Annotated in this window: 16 protein-coding genes; 10 read left to right on the forward strand and 6 right to left on the reverse strand. The window is 74.0% G+C overall.

Annotated features, from left to right (window positions below; all coding sequences use genetic code 11):
• Positions 1 to 38: 38 nt before the first annotated feature.
• The gene (locus ABT299_RS21490; RefSeq protein WP_500251771.1) at positions 39 to 1,442 is read right to left on the reverse strand and encodes a cytochrome P450 family protein; all 1,404 of its coding nucleotides are present in this window, start codon (positions 1,440 to 1,442) and stop codon (positions 39 to 41) included.
• A 143-nt stretch (positions 1,443 to 1,585) separates the two neighbouring features.
• On the opposite strand from ABT299_RS21490, the gene ABT299_RS21495 reads away from it, so the two are divergent.
• Complete coding sequence (locus ABT299_RS21495; protein ID WP_190856480.1) at positions 1,586 to 1,774, forward strand: DUF5302 domain-containing protein; 189 nt, start codon at positions 1,586 to 1,588, stop codon at positions 1,772 to 1,774.
• Positions 1,775 to 1,880: 106 nt separating this feature from the next.
• Here the strand turns inward: ABT299_RS21495 and ABT299_RS21500 are convergent, their stop codons facing one another.
• On the reverse strand, positions 1,881 to 2,525 hold the full coding sequence (locus ABT299_RS21500; protein ID WP_500251772.1) for a pyridoxamine 5'-phosphate oxidase family protein: 645 nt from the start codon (positions 2,523 to 2,525) through the stop codon (positions 1,881 to 1,883).
• Between the two features lie 126 nt (positions 2,526 to 2,651).
• Here ABT299_RS21500 and ABT299_RS21505 point away from each other — a divergent pair, with 126 nt between their 5' ends.
• Both ABT299_RS21505 and ABT299_RS21510 read left to right on the forward strand, forming a co-directional pair.
• Complete coding sequence (locus tag ABT299_RS21505; protein WP_500251773.1) at positions 2,652 to 3,497, forward strand: amidohydrolase family protein; 846 nt, start codon at positions 2,652 to 2,654, stop codon at positions 3,495 to 3,497.
• Positions 3,498 to 3,651: 154 nt separating this feature from the next.
• Positions 3,652 to 4,260 (forward strand): TIGR03086 family metal-binding protein, encoded by a 609-nt coding sequence (locus ABT299_RS21510; protein WP_500251774.1) that lies wholly within the window; start codon positions 3,652 to 3,654, stop codon positions 4,258 to 4,260.
• Here the strand turns inward: ABT299_RS21510 and ABT299_RS21515 are convergent.
• The 3 genes from ABT299_RS21515 to ABT299_RS21525 form a co-directional block, all read right to left on the reverse strand.
• Positions 4,242 to 5,279: an MBL fold metallo-hydrolase gene (locus ABT299_RS21515; RefSeq protein WP_500251775.1), complete on the reverse strand. Its 1,038-nt coding sequence runs from the start codon at positions 5,277 to 5,279 to the stop codon at positions 4,242 to 4,244. The genes ABT299_RS21510 and ABT299_RS21515 overlap by 19 nt on opposite strands.
• 144 nt (positions 5,280 to 5,423) lie before the next feature.
• Positions 5,424 to 6,356, reverse strand: a complete 933-nt coding sequence (locus tag ABT299_RS21520; RefSeq protein ID WP_500251776.1) for a hypothetical protein — start codon at positions 6,354 to 6,356, stop codon at positions 5,424 to 5,426.
• Positions 6,357 to 6,385: 29 nt separating this feature from the next.
• Complete coding sequence (locus ABT299_RS21525) at positions 6,386 to 6,958, reverse strand: TetR/AcrR family transcriptional regulator (RefSeq protein WP_500251777.1); 573 nt, start codon at positions 6,956 to 6,958, stop codon at positions 6,386 to 6,388.
• Positions 6,959 to 7,064: 106 nt separating this feature from the next.
• Between ABT299_RS21525 and ABT299_RS21530 the strand changes: the two genes are divergently transcribed.
• From ABT299_RS21530 to ABT299_RS21545, 4 genes are all read left to right on the forward strand, one after another.
• Positions 7,065 to 7,976: a TIGR03620 family F420-dependent LLM class oxidoreductase gene (locus ABT299_RS21530; protein WP_190856487.1), complete on the forward strand. Its 912-nt coding sequence runs from the start codon at positions 7,065 to 7,067 to the stop codon at positions 7,974 to 7,976.
• A gap of 75 nt (positions 7,977 to 8,051) precedes the next feature.
• Positions 8,052 to 8,696: a PadR family transcriptional regulator gene (locus ABT299_RS21535; RefSeq protein WP_500251778.1), complete on the forward strand. Its 645-nt coding sequence runs from the start codon at positions 8,052 to 8,054 to the stop codon at positions 8,694 to 8,696.
• A gap of 150 nt (positions 8,697 to 8,846) precedes the next feature.
• A complete protein-coding gene (locus tag ABT299_RS21540) occupies positions 8,847 to 9,848 on the forward strand; it encodes an ATP-binding cassette domain-containing protein (protein ID WP_500251779.1) in 1,002 nt (333 codons plus the stop codon).
• Complete coding sequence (locus ABT299_RS21545; protein ID WP_190856490.1) at positions 9,845 to 10,621, forward strand: ABC transporter permease; 777 nt, start codon at positions 9,845 to 9,847, stop codon at positions 10,619 to 10,621. The genes ABT299_RS21540 and ABT299_RS21545 overlap by 4 nt, the downstream gene beginning before the upstream one ends.
• A 31-nt stretch (positions 10,622 to 10,652) precedes the next feature.
• Here the strand turns inward: ABT299_RS21545 and ABT299_RS21550 are convergent, their stop codons facing one another.
• On the reverse strand, positions 10,653 to 12,041 hold the full coding sequence (locus tag ABT299_RS21550) for a M20/M25/M40 family metallo-hydrolase (protein ID WP_500251780.1): 1,389 nt from the start codon (positions 12,039 to 12,041) through the stop codon (positions 10,653 to 10,655).
• A gap of 197 nt (positions 12,042 to 12,238) precedes the next feature.
• On the opposite strand from ABT299_RS21550, the gene ABT299_RS21555 reads away from it, so the two are divergent.
• Genes ABT299_RS21555 through ABT299_RS21565 form a run of 3 tightly spaced genes read left to right on the forward strand, consistent with a single transcriptional unit; the run spans position 12,239 to position 15,794 of the window.
• Positions 12,239 to 13,861, forward strand: coding sequence for a peptide ABC transporter substrate-binding protein (locus ABT299_RS21555; RefSeq protein WP_387030645.1), 1,623 nt, complete (start codon positions 12,239 to 12,241; stop codon positions 13,859 to 13,861).
• Between the two features lie 6 nt (positions 13,862 to 13,867).
• Entirely contained in the window at positions 13,868 to 14,794 is a 927-nt protein-coding gene (locus ABT299_RS21560; protein ID WP_387030642.1) for an ABC transporter permease, read from the forward strand.
• A gap of 19 nt (positions 14,795 to 14,813) precedes the next feature.
• Positions 14,814 to 15,794 (forward strand): ABC transporter permease, encoded by a 981-nt coding sequence (locus ABT299_RS21565; RefSeq protein WP_194736841.1) that lies wholly within the window; start codon positions 14,814 to 14,816, stop codon positions 15,792 to 15,794.
• The last annotated feature ends 3 nt before the right edge of the window (positions 15,795 to 15,797 follow it).

Here is a 15,797-nt window from a genome sequence, read left to right on the forward strand (position 1 = left end):
GCACGACCGACGCGCACGTGGACGCGGCGCGGTGGCGGTCAGCCCTGCGACAGCCGAATCGTCCGCAGGATCCGCCGCACCAGCGACGGCGACCCGGACCCGTCGCGGTCCGGCTCCTGCGGGCTCCCGCCGGGCTCGGGCGCGGCGGGGGCCGCGCGCCGGAGCTCGCCCGCCAGCTCGTAGTCGACCGGCAGGGAGCGCAGCCCGCGGATGAGCGGGGACGAGCGCCAGGCCAGCTGGTCCGGCGGCAGCGCCAGCCGCAGCCCGGCGAACCGCTCGAACAGCCGCTCCACCGCGATAGTGGTGATGGTCGTCGCGAGGTCGCGGCCGAGGCAGGCGTGCGGCCCCGCGCTCCACGCCAGGTGCGCGCGCGAGCTGTAGATCGAGTCGGGCGCGGCGTTCCCGGTGAACGCCGGGTCCAGGTGCGCGGCGGCGGGCGACACCATGACCGGGTCGCCGGCCGCGATCTGGAACCGGCCGACGCGCACGTCGGACCGCGGCCAGCGGAACGCCAGGTTCGCCATCGGCGGGTTGGCGGTGGAGGCCCGGTTGATCGCCTCCTGGATCATCCCGGCGGACAGGCTGTCGCGGGCACCGGTCTCGCCGATCAGCACCTCGGTGATGGTGTTGCAGATGAGCGTGCCGGTGACGTCGCCGACCAGCCCCGTCATCATCGCCATCTCGCCGGTCAGCTCCTCGGCCGTGAGGTCCGGCACCGCCGCGAGCATGTAGGACGGCAGGTCCTGGCCGGGGGAGGTGGCCCGTGCCGCGCACACGCCCGCCATCCGGGCCAGCAGCCGCGTGGACGCCTCGTGGGCGTCCGGCCCGGCGTCCAGGACCCGCCACAGGTCGACGATCAGCCCGTCGTCCTCGTCCGCGCCGGTGCCGAGGAGGCGTCCGACGACCATCAGCGGCAGCGGCCGGGCGTACTGCGCCGCGAGGTCGGCGTAGCCGGTGCGGCCGCCGTTCTCGGCCAGCACGTCGATCAGCTCGTCCGCGTACCGCCGGACGGCCTCCTCCAGCGCCTTGGCCTCCGGACGGGTCCGGTCCTGGAACGGGCGCAGCCCCTCGCTCCACGCGCTGCGCAGCCGGGTGGAGTCGGCGCCGTCGCGGAAGCCGCAGTTGTCCGACTCGACCACCGGCAGCAGCGGCCAGTCCGCGGGGACCGCGCCCTCCCGGTAGGCGCGCCACGAGTCGAGCCGGCGGCTCCATACGCCCCGGGAGTCGCGCAGGATCTCCAGCGTCTGCGGGTAGCCGATGACCAGCCACACCGGCACGCCCAGCACGTCCACCGGCGCGACGGGCCCGTACTCGGCGCGCAGCCGCTCGTAGAACACGGCGGGGCGCGTCTCGTAGTCGCGGTTGAGGAGCGGCTGGACGGCCAGCGACTCCAGCGGCGGATGGGCGGGTGCGGCCTCGGCCTGCGGGATCTGGGGCTCCACGATCACAAACCTTAGAGAGTTCCTCCCGGCCTGGCCGGTTGATGGGGAAAACTCCCAAGTTGATCTTCGGAGGGGGTGCGGATCGCCGTCCGGGGCCGGGATGTGTGAGGCTAGGGGTGCCCCTATGAGAGCTGGAGGTCCGCATGGCCGACCCGAACGGAGACGGTGAGACAGGCGAGGACGACGTGAAGCGCAGGTTCAGGGAGGCCCTGGAGCGCAAGCGCGGCGCGTCGGAGAAGAACGCCGGCGGGGCGGGGCGGAACGGGTCGAAGGTGCGGGGTGTGCACGAGCGCGCCGACCACCAGCGCCAGTTCCGCCGCAAGAGCGGCTGATCCGGCCGCTCGGCGCTCAAGACCCCCGCGCGCGAAGGCGCGGGGGTCGTTCCATGGCGCCGGGACGCCCGGGAGCACGGGACGCCCGGGAGCACGGGCGCCGGAGTCAGCCCTTGTAGAGCTTGTTCTCGTAGGCCGGACCGTAGTGCCGCTCCAGCTCGTCGAGGCTCTCCTCGGTGTACTGGACGTCCTTGACGATCCGGGCGTGCGAGGGGAGCGTGTCCTCCGCCCACTGCTCGGGCCTCCACATCCTGGAGCGCATCAGCGCCTTCCCGCAGTGGAAGAAGATCTGCTCGATGTCCACGATGAGCGCCAGCGACGGCCGGTGGCCCTTGACGACCATGTCGTCGAAGAACGGCGCCTCCCGGACCAGCCGGGCCCGGCCGTTGATCCGCAGCGTCTCGCTGCGCCGCGGGACCATGAAGAGCAGCCCGACGTGCGGGTTGCTCAGGATGTTCAGGAAGCCGTCCGCGCGGCGGTTGCCGGGGCGGTCCGGGATCGCGATCGTGGTGTCGTCGAGCACGTGCACGAACCCGGGCGGGTCGCCCTTGGGGGAGACGTCGCAGTTGCCCTCGGCGTCACTGGTGGAGATGAGGCAGAACGGGGACCGCGCGAGCCACTCCCGGTCCCAGGCGTGCAGCGTCACGCGCTCCTTGTCGACGGCCCGCCGCATCGGGGCGCCGAGCAGCGCGCGCAGCTCCTCCGCGGAGGTGATCTCGACGATGTCGGTGGACTCGGGGGCGAGCGTCATGGCGCTCCTTCCGCCGGGGGACTCGGAAGATCATGTTAACCGGCGGCGCCGTGCCGCCCGCGGGCCGGGGCCCCCGGTGGGACCCGCCCTTGCGCCGCGGTGTTCCGCCATGGTCCTTATAGGGGCATGACGGCGATCGCAGACCTCGAGTTCTTCGACTCCCACGTGCACTTCTGGCGGCCCGAGGCCAACGACTGGTACCCGGGGCTGGCCGTGTGGAGGCCCGAACTCGTCCGCGACCACCTCCCGGACGGATACCGGACGGCGGCGGACGGCGTCGAGATCACCGGCGTCGTGCACGTCTCGGCAGTGACCAAGCCGGGCGCGCACCTGGACGAGACCCGCTGGCTGGACGAGACGCGCCGCGCCACCGGCGATCCCGCCGCGATCATCGGCACCGTCGACCCGTCCGCGCCGCTCGGCGCGATCGCCGCCGACCTCGACGCGCAGGCGGAGAGCCCCGCGTTCCGCGGGATCCGGGTCTTCGACGGCCTGGACCCGGAGGCGGCCGGCGACCTGTTCCGGCTGCTCGGCGACCGGGACCTGGTCTTCGACCTCGTCGTCCACCCCGGCGACGCCGCCGCCCACGCGGCCGCCGCCGAGCGGGCGCCCGGCACCGCGTTCGTGCTGGAGCACGCCGGCTGGCCGGACGGCGACGGGCCGGACCAGTTCCGCGCGTGGCGCGACGGGGTGGCCCGGCTCGCCGCGCTCCCGCACGTCGACTGCAAGATCTCCGGGCTCGGGATGGCGCTCGGCACCCTGGAGACGGCGCGGCTGCGGCCGTTCGTGGAGACCTGCCTGGAGCTGTTCGGCGTCGAGCGGTGCTTCTTCGGCAGCAACTTCCCCGTCGACGGCGTCGCCGGGACGTTCCCGCAGCTTATCGGCGCCTACCGGGAGATCGTCGAGCCCCTGTCCGGCGGTGAGCGGCGGCGCCTGTTCTCCGGCAACGCCCGCCGCCGCTACCGCGCCTGACGCCCCACCGCTACCGCGCCTGACGCCCCACCGCTACCGCGCCTGACGTCCCGCCGGCGCGCGACACGCGAAACTCGTCCGCCTTCCCCGGTGACTTTCCCGCCCCGCCGGGGTCAGTTCAGGTGGGGACGGTCCCCGGAAGGCGAGGGCGGGGATGAGTTCGGTGGAGACGGTGGCGCTGCTCGAACGGTCCGTCGGATACGCGCTCGGCGGGCTCGGGGGCGTCACGCCCGCGGCGCTGGGCCGGGCGACGCCGTGCCGCGGCTGGAACCTCGGGGCCCTGCTGCGGCATACCGCCGAGTCCCTGGACGCCCTGATGGAGGCCGTCGACACGGGCTCCGTCCGGCTGCACCCGGCGCCCGGTCCGGCGTCAGGCGGCGCGCCGCCGGACGACCCGGCGGCCGCGCTGGTGGCGGCGTTCCGGTCCGGCGCGGCCCGGCTCCTCGGCGCCTGGACGAGCACCGGCGACCGGCCGGTCACCGTCGGCGGGTGCCCCCTGCAGGCGTCCATGGTCGCCATGACGGGCGCCATCGAGATCGCCGTGCACGGCTGGGACATCGCCTGCGCGACCGGGAACCCGCGGCCGATCCCGCCGGGCCTCGCCGGGCTGCTGCTGGACCCCGCCATGGCGCTGGTCACCGACGCGACCCGCGCCGGGCTGTTCGCCCCGGCCGTCTCCGTCCCCGGCACGGCCGCGCCCGCCGACCGGCTGCTGGCCCACCTGGGCCGCGACCCGCTCGCCTTTCAGGCGCGCGGCGCGTAGCGGCGGACGCCGCCCTCCTCGTGGACGTCCAGGAGGCCCTGGTCGGCCAGCACGTCCAGGTGCGCCTCGATCTCCAGCACGGCGAGCATCCGGCTGAAGGCGTCCAGGTCGGCGAGCGCGCGGCGGCGCCGCGTCCAGGCCATCGACGCGGCGACCTCGAAGGCCGTCCCGTGGCCCGCGCGGACCCGCTCGGCGGCGGCGTCGAGGCGGGCGGCATGGTGCTCCAGCAGCTCGTCGATCCGGGTGTGGACGCTCGCCGTCACCGGCCCGTGCGCGGGCAGCAGCAGCGTGTCGGGCATGTCGCGGACGAGCCGCAGCGAGTCCAGGTAGCTGCGCAGCGGACGCCGCTCCGGCTCGGCCTCGAGGCCGATGGACGGGCTGATGTGCGGCAGGACGTGATCGCCGGCGAACAGCAGCCCGGCCGACGCGTCGCGCAGCACCACGTGCCCGCGGGTGTGGCCCGGGGTGGCGAACACGTCCAGCCCGCGCCCGGCCAGCGCGACCCGCTCCCCGTCGTCCAGCCAGGCGTCGGGCGCGGTCAGCGGGTCCTCCTCGCCGGCGGGGCCGCTCGTGATCCCGGCGATCTCCGCGGCGAGCTCGCCGGCGCCGCAGCGGCGGAGCATCTCGACCTGGCGCGCGTGCACGCCGCGCGGGGCCGCGGACGCCTCGATCGACGGCCGCTCACCGCGCCCGATCCGCACCCGGGTGCCGAACGATCCGCGCAGCGCGAGCGCCTGCGAGTAGTGGTCCCGGTGCGCGTGCGTGACGAGGAACTGCGCCACGTCGTCGAGCCCGTGGCCGAGCGTCCGCAGCGCGGCTTCGAGCGCCGTGCGGCTGTCGGGCATCGCCCAGCCGGAGTCGACCAGGACGGGGCCGTCCGGGTCCTCGATGACGTAGACGTTGACGGCGTGCAGCGACGGTATGGGCAGCGCCAGCGGGATCCGGTGCACGCCGGGCGCCACCGGATGGGCCCCGGGCTCGTACCATTCCGCCGCCTGTTCCACCACCGGTGCCGTCACCGCGCGCCCCCCGATTCTCGAATCGCGTTCTATTAGTGGAACTTACTTCATCCGGGGAACCGGCGCTGCCGCCGGGGTCCCCGCAGTCGGCCGTGCGGCGTCCCGGTCGGTTGTGGGCGTCCCGGTCGGTTGTGGGCGTCCCGGTCAGCCGTGCGCGGCGTCGCGGTCGGCCGCGCCCCGCGCCTCCTTCGCCGCCTTGCGCGCCTCCCGCGCCGCCTCCTCCGCCCGGTCGCGCGCCTGCTCGGCGCGCTCCGCCTTCCGCGCCGCCGAGTCCCGCTCCGCGGTGGCCCGCTCCAGCTCGTGCCGCAGCCGCCCCACCTCGGCGGACGCGTCGTCGGCCGCCCGTCTCGCCGCGTCGGCGCGCTCGGTCCTGTCCGCCAGGGCGCGCTCCGCCTCGTCCGCCCGCCTGGCGAGGGCCTCCGCGCGCTTGGCGCGTGCCGCGCTCGTCCGCGTGACCTTCGGCCGCTCGGCCTTCTTCTGCGCCGGGGCGGCCGGTTTCCGCGCAGCGGGGGCCTCCTCCCCGGCAGAAGCGGCCTTCTTGTGCGGTTTCGAGCGCTTCTCGGCCTTCGGCTCCCGCTCCGCCCCGGTCTCGGGGGCGAGGGCGAAGCCCGCCGGGACGAAGCCGGTGTGGCTGCGCGGCTGCGGCAGCCGCCCCTCGCGCACCTCGTCCGCGACCTCCTCGTCCACGGTGGCCGCCTGCAAGGTGTCCTCGACCTCGCGGACGGCCTGGTCGCGCAGCGGACGCCCCGCCTCGGCCGCGAGCTCGCCCGCGCGGCGCAGCAGCGCCGCGACGAGCCGGGCCCGCTGCCGCTCCAGGTCGCCGAGCCCGCCGCCGGAGCCCCACGCCTCCCGCATCCGCGCGCCGACGTCGAGCAGCCCGCCGAGGTCGTCCGCCGCCGACCGCGCCAGCAGGTTCACCGCCCAGGCCGACAGCGTGGGCCTGCGCAGACCGCCGATCCGCTTGGCGAGCGCGGCGTCGCCCTCGGTCCTGGCCTCGCGCGCCAGGCGCGTCCGGGTCGCCACGAACTCCTCCGGCACGACGCCGTACAGCTCGTCGGCCGCCGTTGAGAACTCCACGACCGTGTCCTACCCGCCCGGACGCGGCCTCAGGGGCGCAGCGCGTCCTCGACCAGGGCGAGGAGGCGGGCGGGCTGCCCGGGGTCGTGCGCAGCGCCCTCGGTGGCGAGCGCCACGCCGACGACCAGCTGCGTCATGTCGGCGGCCGTCACGTCGGCACGCGCCGCGCCGGCCCGCTGGGCGTGGCCGAGGACGCGTCCGGCCGCGTCCCGGATCGCGGCGTGGCAGTCGAAGCCGAGGTCCGGCGGCCCCGCCAGCGCCGCGCCGCCGAGCCCGTGGTCGCCGCTCGCGTGCTCGAGGAAGGCGCGCAGCCAGCCCGACAGCGCGGCCGCCGGGGACTCCGAGGCGATCAGCAGGTCCGCGCGGGCGCACAGCCGCTCGACGCGGTCGGCGAGGACGGCGGCCAGCAGCGCCCGCCGGGTGGGGAAGTGCCGGTAGAGGGTGCCGGGGCCGACGCCGGCGCGCCGCGCGATCTCGTTGAGGGAGGCGTCCGGGCCGCTCTCGGCGAACGTCTCGCGGGCCGCCGCCAGCACCCGCTCGCGGTTGCGGCGGGCGTCCGCGCGCAGCGGGCGCCCGGGGCGCGTCTCGTCCGCCGTGGTCATCGCCCCATCCTCGGCCGTCGCGGCCCGGGTAGCCAACTGGAGAAGTTCTCCGTATCGTACCCCTGGAAGGAACCGGAGAAGTTCTCCGGAAATCAGGAGGCATGCGATGCAGCGGGACGGGCTCGGCCGGGTCGGGATCTGGACGTTCGCGTTCGACGGGCAGCCGGCGGGACGGGTGCGCGAGGCGGCGGCGGAGATCGAGGAGCTCGGCTACGGGGCCATCTGGTTCGGCGAGGCGTTCGGGCGCGACAGCGTCGGGCAAGCGTGGCTGGTGCTGGGCGCGACGCGGCGGATCGCCGCCGCGTCCGGGATCGCCAACATCGCCTTCCGCGACCCGATCGCGACGGCGGGCGCCGAACGCACCCTCGGGGAGGCGTTCCCGGGCCGCTACCTGCTCGGACTCGGCGGCCACCGGGCCGGCGACGCCGGCGAGCTGGACGGCTACGCGATGCCGCCGGTCGGGCGGCCGGTGCCGATGATGCGGGCCTACCTCGACGCGATGGACGCGGTGCCGGTGCACGGCGTCCCCGCCGATCCGGCGCCGCGCCGGGTGCTGGCGGCCCTCGGGCCGAGGATGCTGGAGCTGGCGGCGGAGCGGACGTGGGGTGCGCACCCGTACTTCGTGCCCGTCGAGCACACCGTGCGGGCCAGGCGGATCATGGGGCCGGACGCCTTCTTGGGCGTCGAGCAGGCCGTCGTACTGGACACCGACCCCGCCCGCGCCCGCGAGATCGCGCGGGCGCACGTGCGGGGCTACGTGCAGGCGGCGGAGCACCAGCGGGCCAGCGTCCGGCGGCTCGGCTACGGCGACGACGACCAGACGGGCGGTCCCGGAGGCGGCCCGAGCGACCGGCTCGTGGACGCCATCGTCGCGCACGGGGACGTGGACGCGATCCGTGCGCGTGTGCGGGAGCACCTGGACGCGGGCGCCGACCACGTCTGCGTCCAGGTCCTCACGGCGGACCCGGCGGAACTGCCGCTGGAGCAGTGGCGCGAACTGGCCCCGGCGCTTCTCTGAGCCGGTTGGGCATGGACGCGATATGTCGCTTCTGCTTATACTCGTCCACGAGTAATCGCGGACGAGGAGCACGGCATGGCGAAGCGGCGGAAGGTGGGCAACCTCCTGGGGCTCGCCGTGCTGTCGACGGTCTCCGCCAGGCCGATGCACCCGTACGAGATGGCCTCGCTGATGAAGGCCCGTGGCAAGGACCACGACATGGACATCAAGTGGGGCTCGCTCTACACGGTCGTCCGGAACCTGGAGAAGCACGGCTTCCTGGAGGTGGCGGGCAGCGTCCGCGACGGCGCCCGTCCCGAACGCACCGTCTACCGGATCACCGGCGCCGGGCGCGAGGAACTGGCCGACTGGGTGCGGGAGCTGATCGAGGTCCCCGAGCCCGAGCACCGGCGGCTCGAGGCCGGGCTGTCGGTGCTCGGCGCGCTCGGCCCGGACGAGACCGCCGAGCTGCTGCGCCGCCGCCTCGACGCGCTGGAGCGGCGGATCGCGGACGAGCGCGCCGCGCTCGACGCGGAGACCGAGGTGCCGCGCGTCTTCCTGCTGGAGGCCGAGTACGCCCTGGCCATCGTGCAGGCGGAGGCGGACTGGGTGCGCGCGTTCCTCGGCGAGATCACCGGCGGCACCCTGGAGGGCCTGGCGATGTGGCGCGCGTTCCACGCCACCGGCCGCGTCCCGGCGGAGATCGCGGAGCTCGCGGAAAGGGGTGCCGCACCGAACTGATCACGGCCCGGCGGCGGTGCTGCAACACCGCCGCCGGGCCTCAGAACCCACCACGGAAACCCGCTCGCGGAGCAGGTCCCGGCGGCGAGACCTCGAAACCAGCCTATCCGGGACGCCCCGCCGAGCACGTCTCGCCGTACGGAGGCGACCATGGCGCACGCCATCGAGGCCGACCATCTGGTCAAGCACTATCCCGGCGACGTCCGGGCCCTGGACGGGCTGTCCGTCACCGTCGGCCGGGGAGAGATCCTCGGCCTGCTCGGCCCCAACGGGGCGGGCAAGTCCACGACCGTCAAGATCCTCACCACGCTCGTCCGGCCCGACGCGGGCACCGCGTCCGTCGCCGGGCACGACGTCCTGCGCCGCCCGGGCCGGGTGCGGCGCGCCATCGGGGTCGTGGCGCAGCAGTCCGGCGCCGACCCCGGCGCCTCGGGCCGCGCGAACCTGGTCCTGCAGGGCCGCCTGCACGGGATGGGCGGCGCGGACGCGCGCCGCCGCGCCGACGAGCTGCTCGACCGCTTCGGGCTGCGGGACGCCGCGTCCCGCCAGGTGAAGACCTACTCCGGCGGGATGCGGCGCCGGCTGGACGTGGCGCTCGGCCTCGTCCACCGGCCGCAGGTGCTGTTCCTGGACGAGCCGACCACCGGGCTCGACCCCGAGGCCCGCGCGTCGATGTGGGCGGAGATCGCCAGGCTGGCGGGCGACGACGCGCTCGCGATCCTGCTGACCACCCACTACCTGGACGAGGCGGACCGGCTCGCCGGGCGGCTGGCGATCGTCGACCGCGGCCGGGTCGTCGCGGAGGGCGCCCCCGACGCGCTCAAGGGCGAGCTGCGCGGCGACGCCGTCCACCTGGAGTGGCGGGAGGCGCCGGACGAGGCGCGGGTGCGCGAGGCGCTCGGCCGGCTGCCCGGCGTCCGCGACATCGTGCTGGACGGCGCGCGGCTCAGCGCGCGCGCCGACGACGGCGCGTACGCGGTGCCCGCCGTCCTGGCCGCGCTCGACCAGGCCGGGCTGCCGGTGGCGGCGGCGACGGTCGCGCGGCCCTCGCTGGACGACGTGTACCTGCGCTACGCCGGACGCCGGTTCGCGCATGCCGACGCCGCCCCCGGCGCGGCGTCCGAGCCCGCGGAGATCGGAGGCGCGCGATGAGCGGGCTCCTCACCGGCACCTGGTGGATGACGCAGCGCCGGCTGTCGGCGCTCGGCCGCAACCCGGCCGTCCTGGTCATGACGCTCGTCCAGCCGATGATCTGGCTGTTCCTGTTCGGCGAGCTGTTCAAGCGGGTCGTGGAGCTGCCCGGCTTCGGCGCCCCGTCCTACCTCGACTACCTCGTCCCCGGGGTCGTGGTCATGAACGCGGTGTCGCTGAACTCGTTCGCCGGGATGGCCACCATGGACGAGATCGAGCGCGGCACCCTGAACCGGTTCCTGGTGACGCCGGTCCGGCGCAGCGCGATCACCAACGCGGGCATCGTCGAGCAGGCGCTCAGCACGGCGTTCCAGTCCATCGTGATCATCGCGCTGGGCTGGGCGGCGGGCGCGCGCTACCCGGGCGGCGCCGGCGGGCTCGCCGTGCTCGTCGCCGCGTCCGTGCTGGTCGGCGTCGTCCTCGCCGCGCTGTCCAACACGCTGGCGCTGCTGCTCCGGGACCGCAACACCATCATCGGGCTCAACGTCATGCTGCTGCTGCCGCTGACGTTCCTGTCGTCGGCGTTCATGGCGAAGGGCCTGATGCCGGCCTGGATCCGGCACGTGGCGGCGTTCAACCCGGTGAGCTGGGCGCTGGACGCCGGGCGCGCCGCGATGGCCGGCGACCCGGACCGGGGCTCGGTCGCGCTGCACGGCGGATGGCTGCTGGCCCTGACCGCGCTCACCGTCGCGCTGGCGATCCTCTCGCTGCGCAGCTACCAGAAGTCGCAGTGACCCCGGCACGGCGGGCGCGTGCGGCCCGGGGTCAGCGCGTGTCCAGGAAGCGGTCGAGGACGCGGGTGCCGAACGCCAGGCCGTCCACCGGCACACGCTCGTCCACGCCGTGGAACATGCCGAAGTAGTCCAGGTCCGGGCCGAGCCGCAGCGGCGCGAACCCGAAGCTGGTGATGCCGATCGCGTTGAACGACTTGGCGTCGGTGCCGCCCGCCATCACGTACGGGACGGGCCGGGCGAGCGGGTCCTCGGCCCGCAGCGACCCGGCGAGCGCGGCGAACGTCGCGCCCGCCGGGTCCGCCGCCGGGGCCTCCTCGTGGTTGATGAACTCCCGGGTGACCTTCGGGCCGAGCAGCCGGTCGACGGTGGCGAGGAACTCCTCGCCGGTCCCGGGCAGGTACCGGCCGTCCACCTGCGCGGACGCCGTGCCCGGCACGACGTTCACCTTGTACCCGGCCTCCAGCCGGGTCGGGTTGGCCGAGTTGCGGACCGTCCCGGCGAACAGGTGCCCGGCGCGGCCGAGCCGCACCGCCTCCTCGTCGAGCCGGTCGTGGTCGATGGTGGTGCCGAGGGCGTCCGCCAGGCCGTCCAGCAGCGCCCGCACGCCCGGCGTCAGCCGCACCGGCCACTCGTACGAGGCGATCCGCGACACCGCGTGCGCGAGCTCCGCGACGGCGTTGTCGGGCGCCGGCTTGGACCCGTGCCCGGCGGTGCCGCGCGCCGTCAGCCGCATCCAGGCGGTGCCGCGCTCGCCCGTCGCGACGGGGTAGATCCTGGCGCCCGCGCCGTCCTCGGGGGACGCGGCGTCCACGCTGAACCCGCCCGACTCGCTGATCGCCTCGGTGCAGCCCTCGAAGTACCCGCGGTGCTCGCGCGCCACGTACCGGGAGCCGTACTCGCCGGTGCACTCCTCGTCGGCGAGGAACGCCAGCACCAGGTCGCCGCGCGTCCGGCGGCCCGTGCGCAGCCGGGCCCGGACCGTCGCGAGCGTCATCGCGAGGCTGCCCTTCATGTCGACGGCGCCGCGCCCCCACACGCATCCGCCGAGCACCTCGCCGGAGAACGGCGGGACCTTCCAGTCGGACGCGTCGGCGGGGACCACGTCCAGGTGCCCGTGGACGAGGAACGCCGGGTGCGTCGGATCGGTGCCGGGGATCCGGGCCAGCACGCTGGCGCGGCCCGGCGCCGACTCCACGACCTCGGCCGCGACGCCGACCTCGTCCAGCAGCGCCGCGACGTGCTCGGCCGCGGGCCGCTCCGGGCGCGCCACGCCCTCGCCCCGGTTGGTGGTGTCGAAGCGGATGAGGTCCGCGCAGATGGCGGCCGCCTCCGCACCCGCCTCCGCACCCGGGTCCCTGCCCGGGTCCGGTGCCGTCTCCGTTTCCGCCGTCTCCGCCGTGGCGTCCGGCCGCCGAGTCACCCGTCGAGCCCCTTTCGCAGGAAAGTTCAATCTTCCCCCGCCGCTGACCTGTGTCAACGGTTGATCAACAAGTCTCGATCCGGTTTCGACTCGGTCAGCGCCATACCGAAACCGCCGCGCCGGTACGACGCTGCCACCAACCTGAAGTGCGGCGGGTGTCCGGGCCCGGTGCACGAGGGGACAGCACGAGGAGGAGCATGACCAGCCTCAGGGACGCGGGCCCGCGCAGGGGCGCGCGGGGGAAGGTCGCGGCGCTCGCCGCGGTGGCGCTGGCGGCCTCGCTCGGCCTGTCGGCCTGCGGCGGGAGCGGGAAGAAGAGCGACGGCGTGTTCACCGTCGGCCATTCCGAACCCGACCACCTGGTGCCGGGCAACACCACGAGCAGCTACTCCTTCGACGTGCTCAGCGGGCTGTTCGACAACCTGGAGGGCCTCACCAAGGACGGCAAGCCGTACAACCTGGCCGCCGAGTCCGTCACGACCACCGACCAGAAGGTCTGGACGATCAAGGTCCGCGGCGGGCAGAAGTTCCACAACGGCGAGCCCGTCACCGCGGAGAGCTTCGCCGACGCCTGGAACAACGCCGCGTACGGGCCGAACGCCTACTCCGCCAACGACTACTTCTCGCACATCCAGGGGTACGACGCGATGAACCCCGAGGACGAGAAGGCCAAGCCGAAGGCCGACAAGCTCTCCGGCGTCCAGGTCGTCGACCCCTCGACCCTCAAGGTGACGCTCACCGCGCCGTTCAACCAGTTCCCGCTGCTGCTGACCTACCCGGCGTTCGCGCCGATGCCGAAGGCCGGTCTGCAGGACCTCAAGGGCTTCGACAACCACCCGATCGGCAACGGCCCTTACATGATGAGCGGGAACTGGGAACGCAACAGGCAGATCAAACTCGTGCCGTTCCCCGGTTACACCGGCCCGCGCAAGCCGAAGAACAAGGGCGTGATCTGGAAGAGCTACTCCAGCGCCGACAGCGCCTACACCGACCTGCGCGCCGGGAAGATCGACGTGCTGCAGACGATCCCGGCGGCGAAGGTGCCGGAGGCGAAGCGGCTGCTCGGCGACCGGTTCCTGCCCCGCAAGATGGGCACGATGGACTACCTCGGCTTCCCGCTGTGGGACAAGCGGTTCGCGAACCCGGACCTGCGCAAGGCCATCTCGATGGTCATCGACCGGCAGGGCATCAACAAGGCCGTCTACAACGGCGACTACTTCCCGGCCGACTCGCTGCTGCCGGCCATCATCGACGGGCACCGCGCGAACGCCTGCGGTGAGCTGTGCACCTTCGACCCCGCGAAGGCCAAGACGCTGTTCGACAAGGCCGGCGGGTTCAAGGGGACGCTGGAGCTGTACTTCTCCAACGCGCAGCCCACCTACTACCAGTGGATGCAGATCGTCGCGAACTCGCTGAAGCAGAACCTCGGCATCCAGAACATCGAGTTCCGGCAGGTGCCCGCGTCCGACTACTTCTCGATGCTGAACAAGCGCACGGAGAAGGGCCCGTACCGGCAGAACTGGGAGGCCGACTACCCGAGCGCCCAGAACTACCTCGAGAACATGTGGGCGTCGGACGCCAACCGCATGGGCTGGAAGAGCAAGGAGTTCGACGACCTGATCGCCAAGGCGAACAGCTCCGCCGACCACCAGCAGGCGCTGCAGTTCTACAACCAGGCCGAGGACGTCGCCATCCGCGAGATGCCGATGATCCCGCTGTGGACGTGGGCGGGCCAGGGCGGCCGCTCCAGCCACGTCGACAACGTCACGATCACGGCGTGGTCGACCGGCCTGATCGTCAACGAAGTGACGGTGAAGTAGCCGGCGATGTGGCGCTACGTCCTGCGGCGGCTCCTCCAGGCGATCCCCGTCTTCATCGGGACGACCCTGCTCATCTACGCGATGGTCTTCGCGTTGCCGGGCGACCCGATCCAGGCGCTCGCCGGGGACAAGCCCATCCCCGCGAACGTCCTGGCGACGCTGCGGGACCGCTACAACCTGAACGACCCGCTGCTGGTCCAGTACGGCAAGTACATGTGGGGCCTCGTCCGGGGCAACCTGGGGGAGAACTACGACGGCCAGAACGTCGCGGACATGCTCGGGGGCCGCTGGACCGTGACCGCGCAGCTCGCGCTCACCGCCTGGATCTTCGAGCTGGTCATCGGGATCGCGCTCGGCGTGTGGGCGGGGCTGCGCCGCGGCAGGATGGCCGACACCCTCGTGCTCGGCGGCACCACGCTGCTGATCGCGGTGCCGGTGTTCGTGCTCGGCTACACCGCGCAGATCCTGTTCGGGCTGCACTGGCAGATCTTCCCGACCGCGGGGACCGACGACGGCTGGCCGATGAGCTACCTGCTGCCCGGCATGGTGCTCGGCTCCCTCGGCCTGTCGTACGTCGCCCGGCTGACCAGGACGAGCCTCGCCGAGAACCTGCGCGCCGACTACGTCCGCACCGCCAACGCCAAGGGGCTGTCGCGGGCGCGGGTCGTCGGCCGGCACGCGCTGCGCAACTCGCTGATCCCCGTCGTGACCTACCTCGGCGTCGACTTCGGGAACCTGATGGGCGGCGCGATCGTGACCGAGGGCATCTTCAACCTGCCGGGCATCGGCCAGCAGGTGTTCCAGTCCATCCAGCTGAAGGAGGGGCCGGTGGTGGTCGGCGCGGTCACCGTGCTGGTGCTGATCTTCCTGCTGGTCAACCTGGTCGTGGACCTGCTGTACGGGCTGCTGGACCCGCGGATCAGGTACGAGTGACGAGCGACCCGGAGGGGCATTGAAGACGATCGACCCGGGCGCGGCCGACCCCGGCCCGCCGGGCGCGGAGCCGGAGCCGGCGGACGCCGGGGCGGGCGCGGGCGCGCCGGGCACCGCCGCGGCGGCCGTCGCGGTCGCCGGCGGGCAGCTCGGCCGGGCGTCGCTGTGGGACGACGCCTGGCGCGACCTGCGGCGCCGCTGGGTGTTCTGGGCGTCGTCGGCGTTCCTGCTGCTGGTCGCGCTGATGGCGGCGGTGCCGCGGCTGTTCACCTCGACGGGCGTGAACGAGGGCTGCGACCCGAACCACGCGAAGCTCGGCCCGTCAGGCGCGCACTGGTTCGGCACCGACCTGGCCGGCTGCGACTACTACGCGCACGTCGTGCACGGCGCCCGGCCGACCCTGCTGATCGGCGTCGCTGTCACGCTGTTCGCGTTCGCCATCGCGCTGGTGTTCGGGATGCTGGCCGGCTACTACGGCGGGCTCCTGGACGCGCTGATCGCGCGGCTCACCGACGTGTTCTTCGGGCTGCCGTTCGTGCTCGGCGCGACCGTCATCCTGGTCGCCTTCCCGAGCCACGGGGTCGGCGCGATGACGCTGGTGCTGGTGCTGCTCGGCTGGACCACGATGATCCGGATCATGCGGGCGCAGGTCATCGCCGTCCGGGACGCCGACTACGTGCAGGCGGCGCGGCTGCTCGGCGCGTCCGACCGGCGGATCATGGCGCGGCACATCCTGCCGAACGCGATCGCGCCGGTGATCGTGGTCGCCACCCTCAACGTCGGCAACGTGATCGCGGGCGAGGCGACGCTGGACTTCCTCGGCGTCGGCCTGCAGTACCCGAAGGTGTCCTGGGGCCTGCAGCTGAACCTGGCGCAGGACTCCTTCGTCGACCACCCGCACCTGCTGATCTTCCCCGCGGTGTTCCTGTCCGCCACGGTGCTGAGCTTCCTGATGCTCGGCGACGCGGCCCGCGACGCCCTCGACCCGAAGCTGCGGTGAGCG

It is taken from the genome of Spirillospora sp. NPDC000708 (assembly GCF_040299565.1).
Taxonomy (GTDB): Bacteria; Actinomycetota; Actinomycetes; order Streptosporangiales; family Streptosporangiaceae; genus Spirillospora.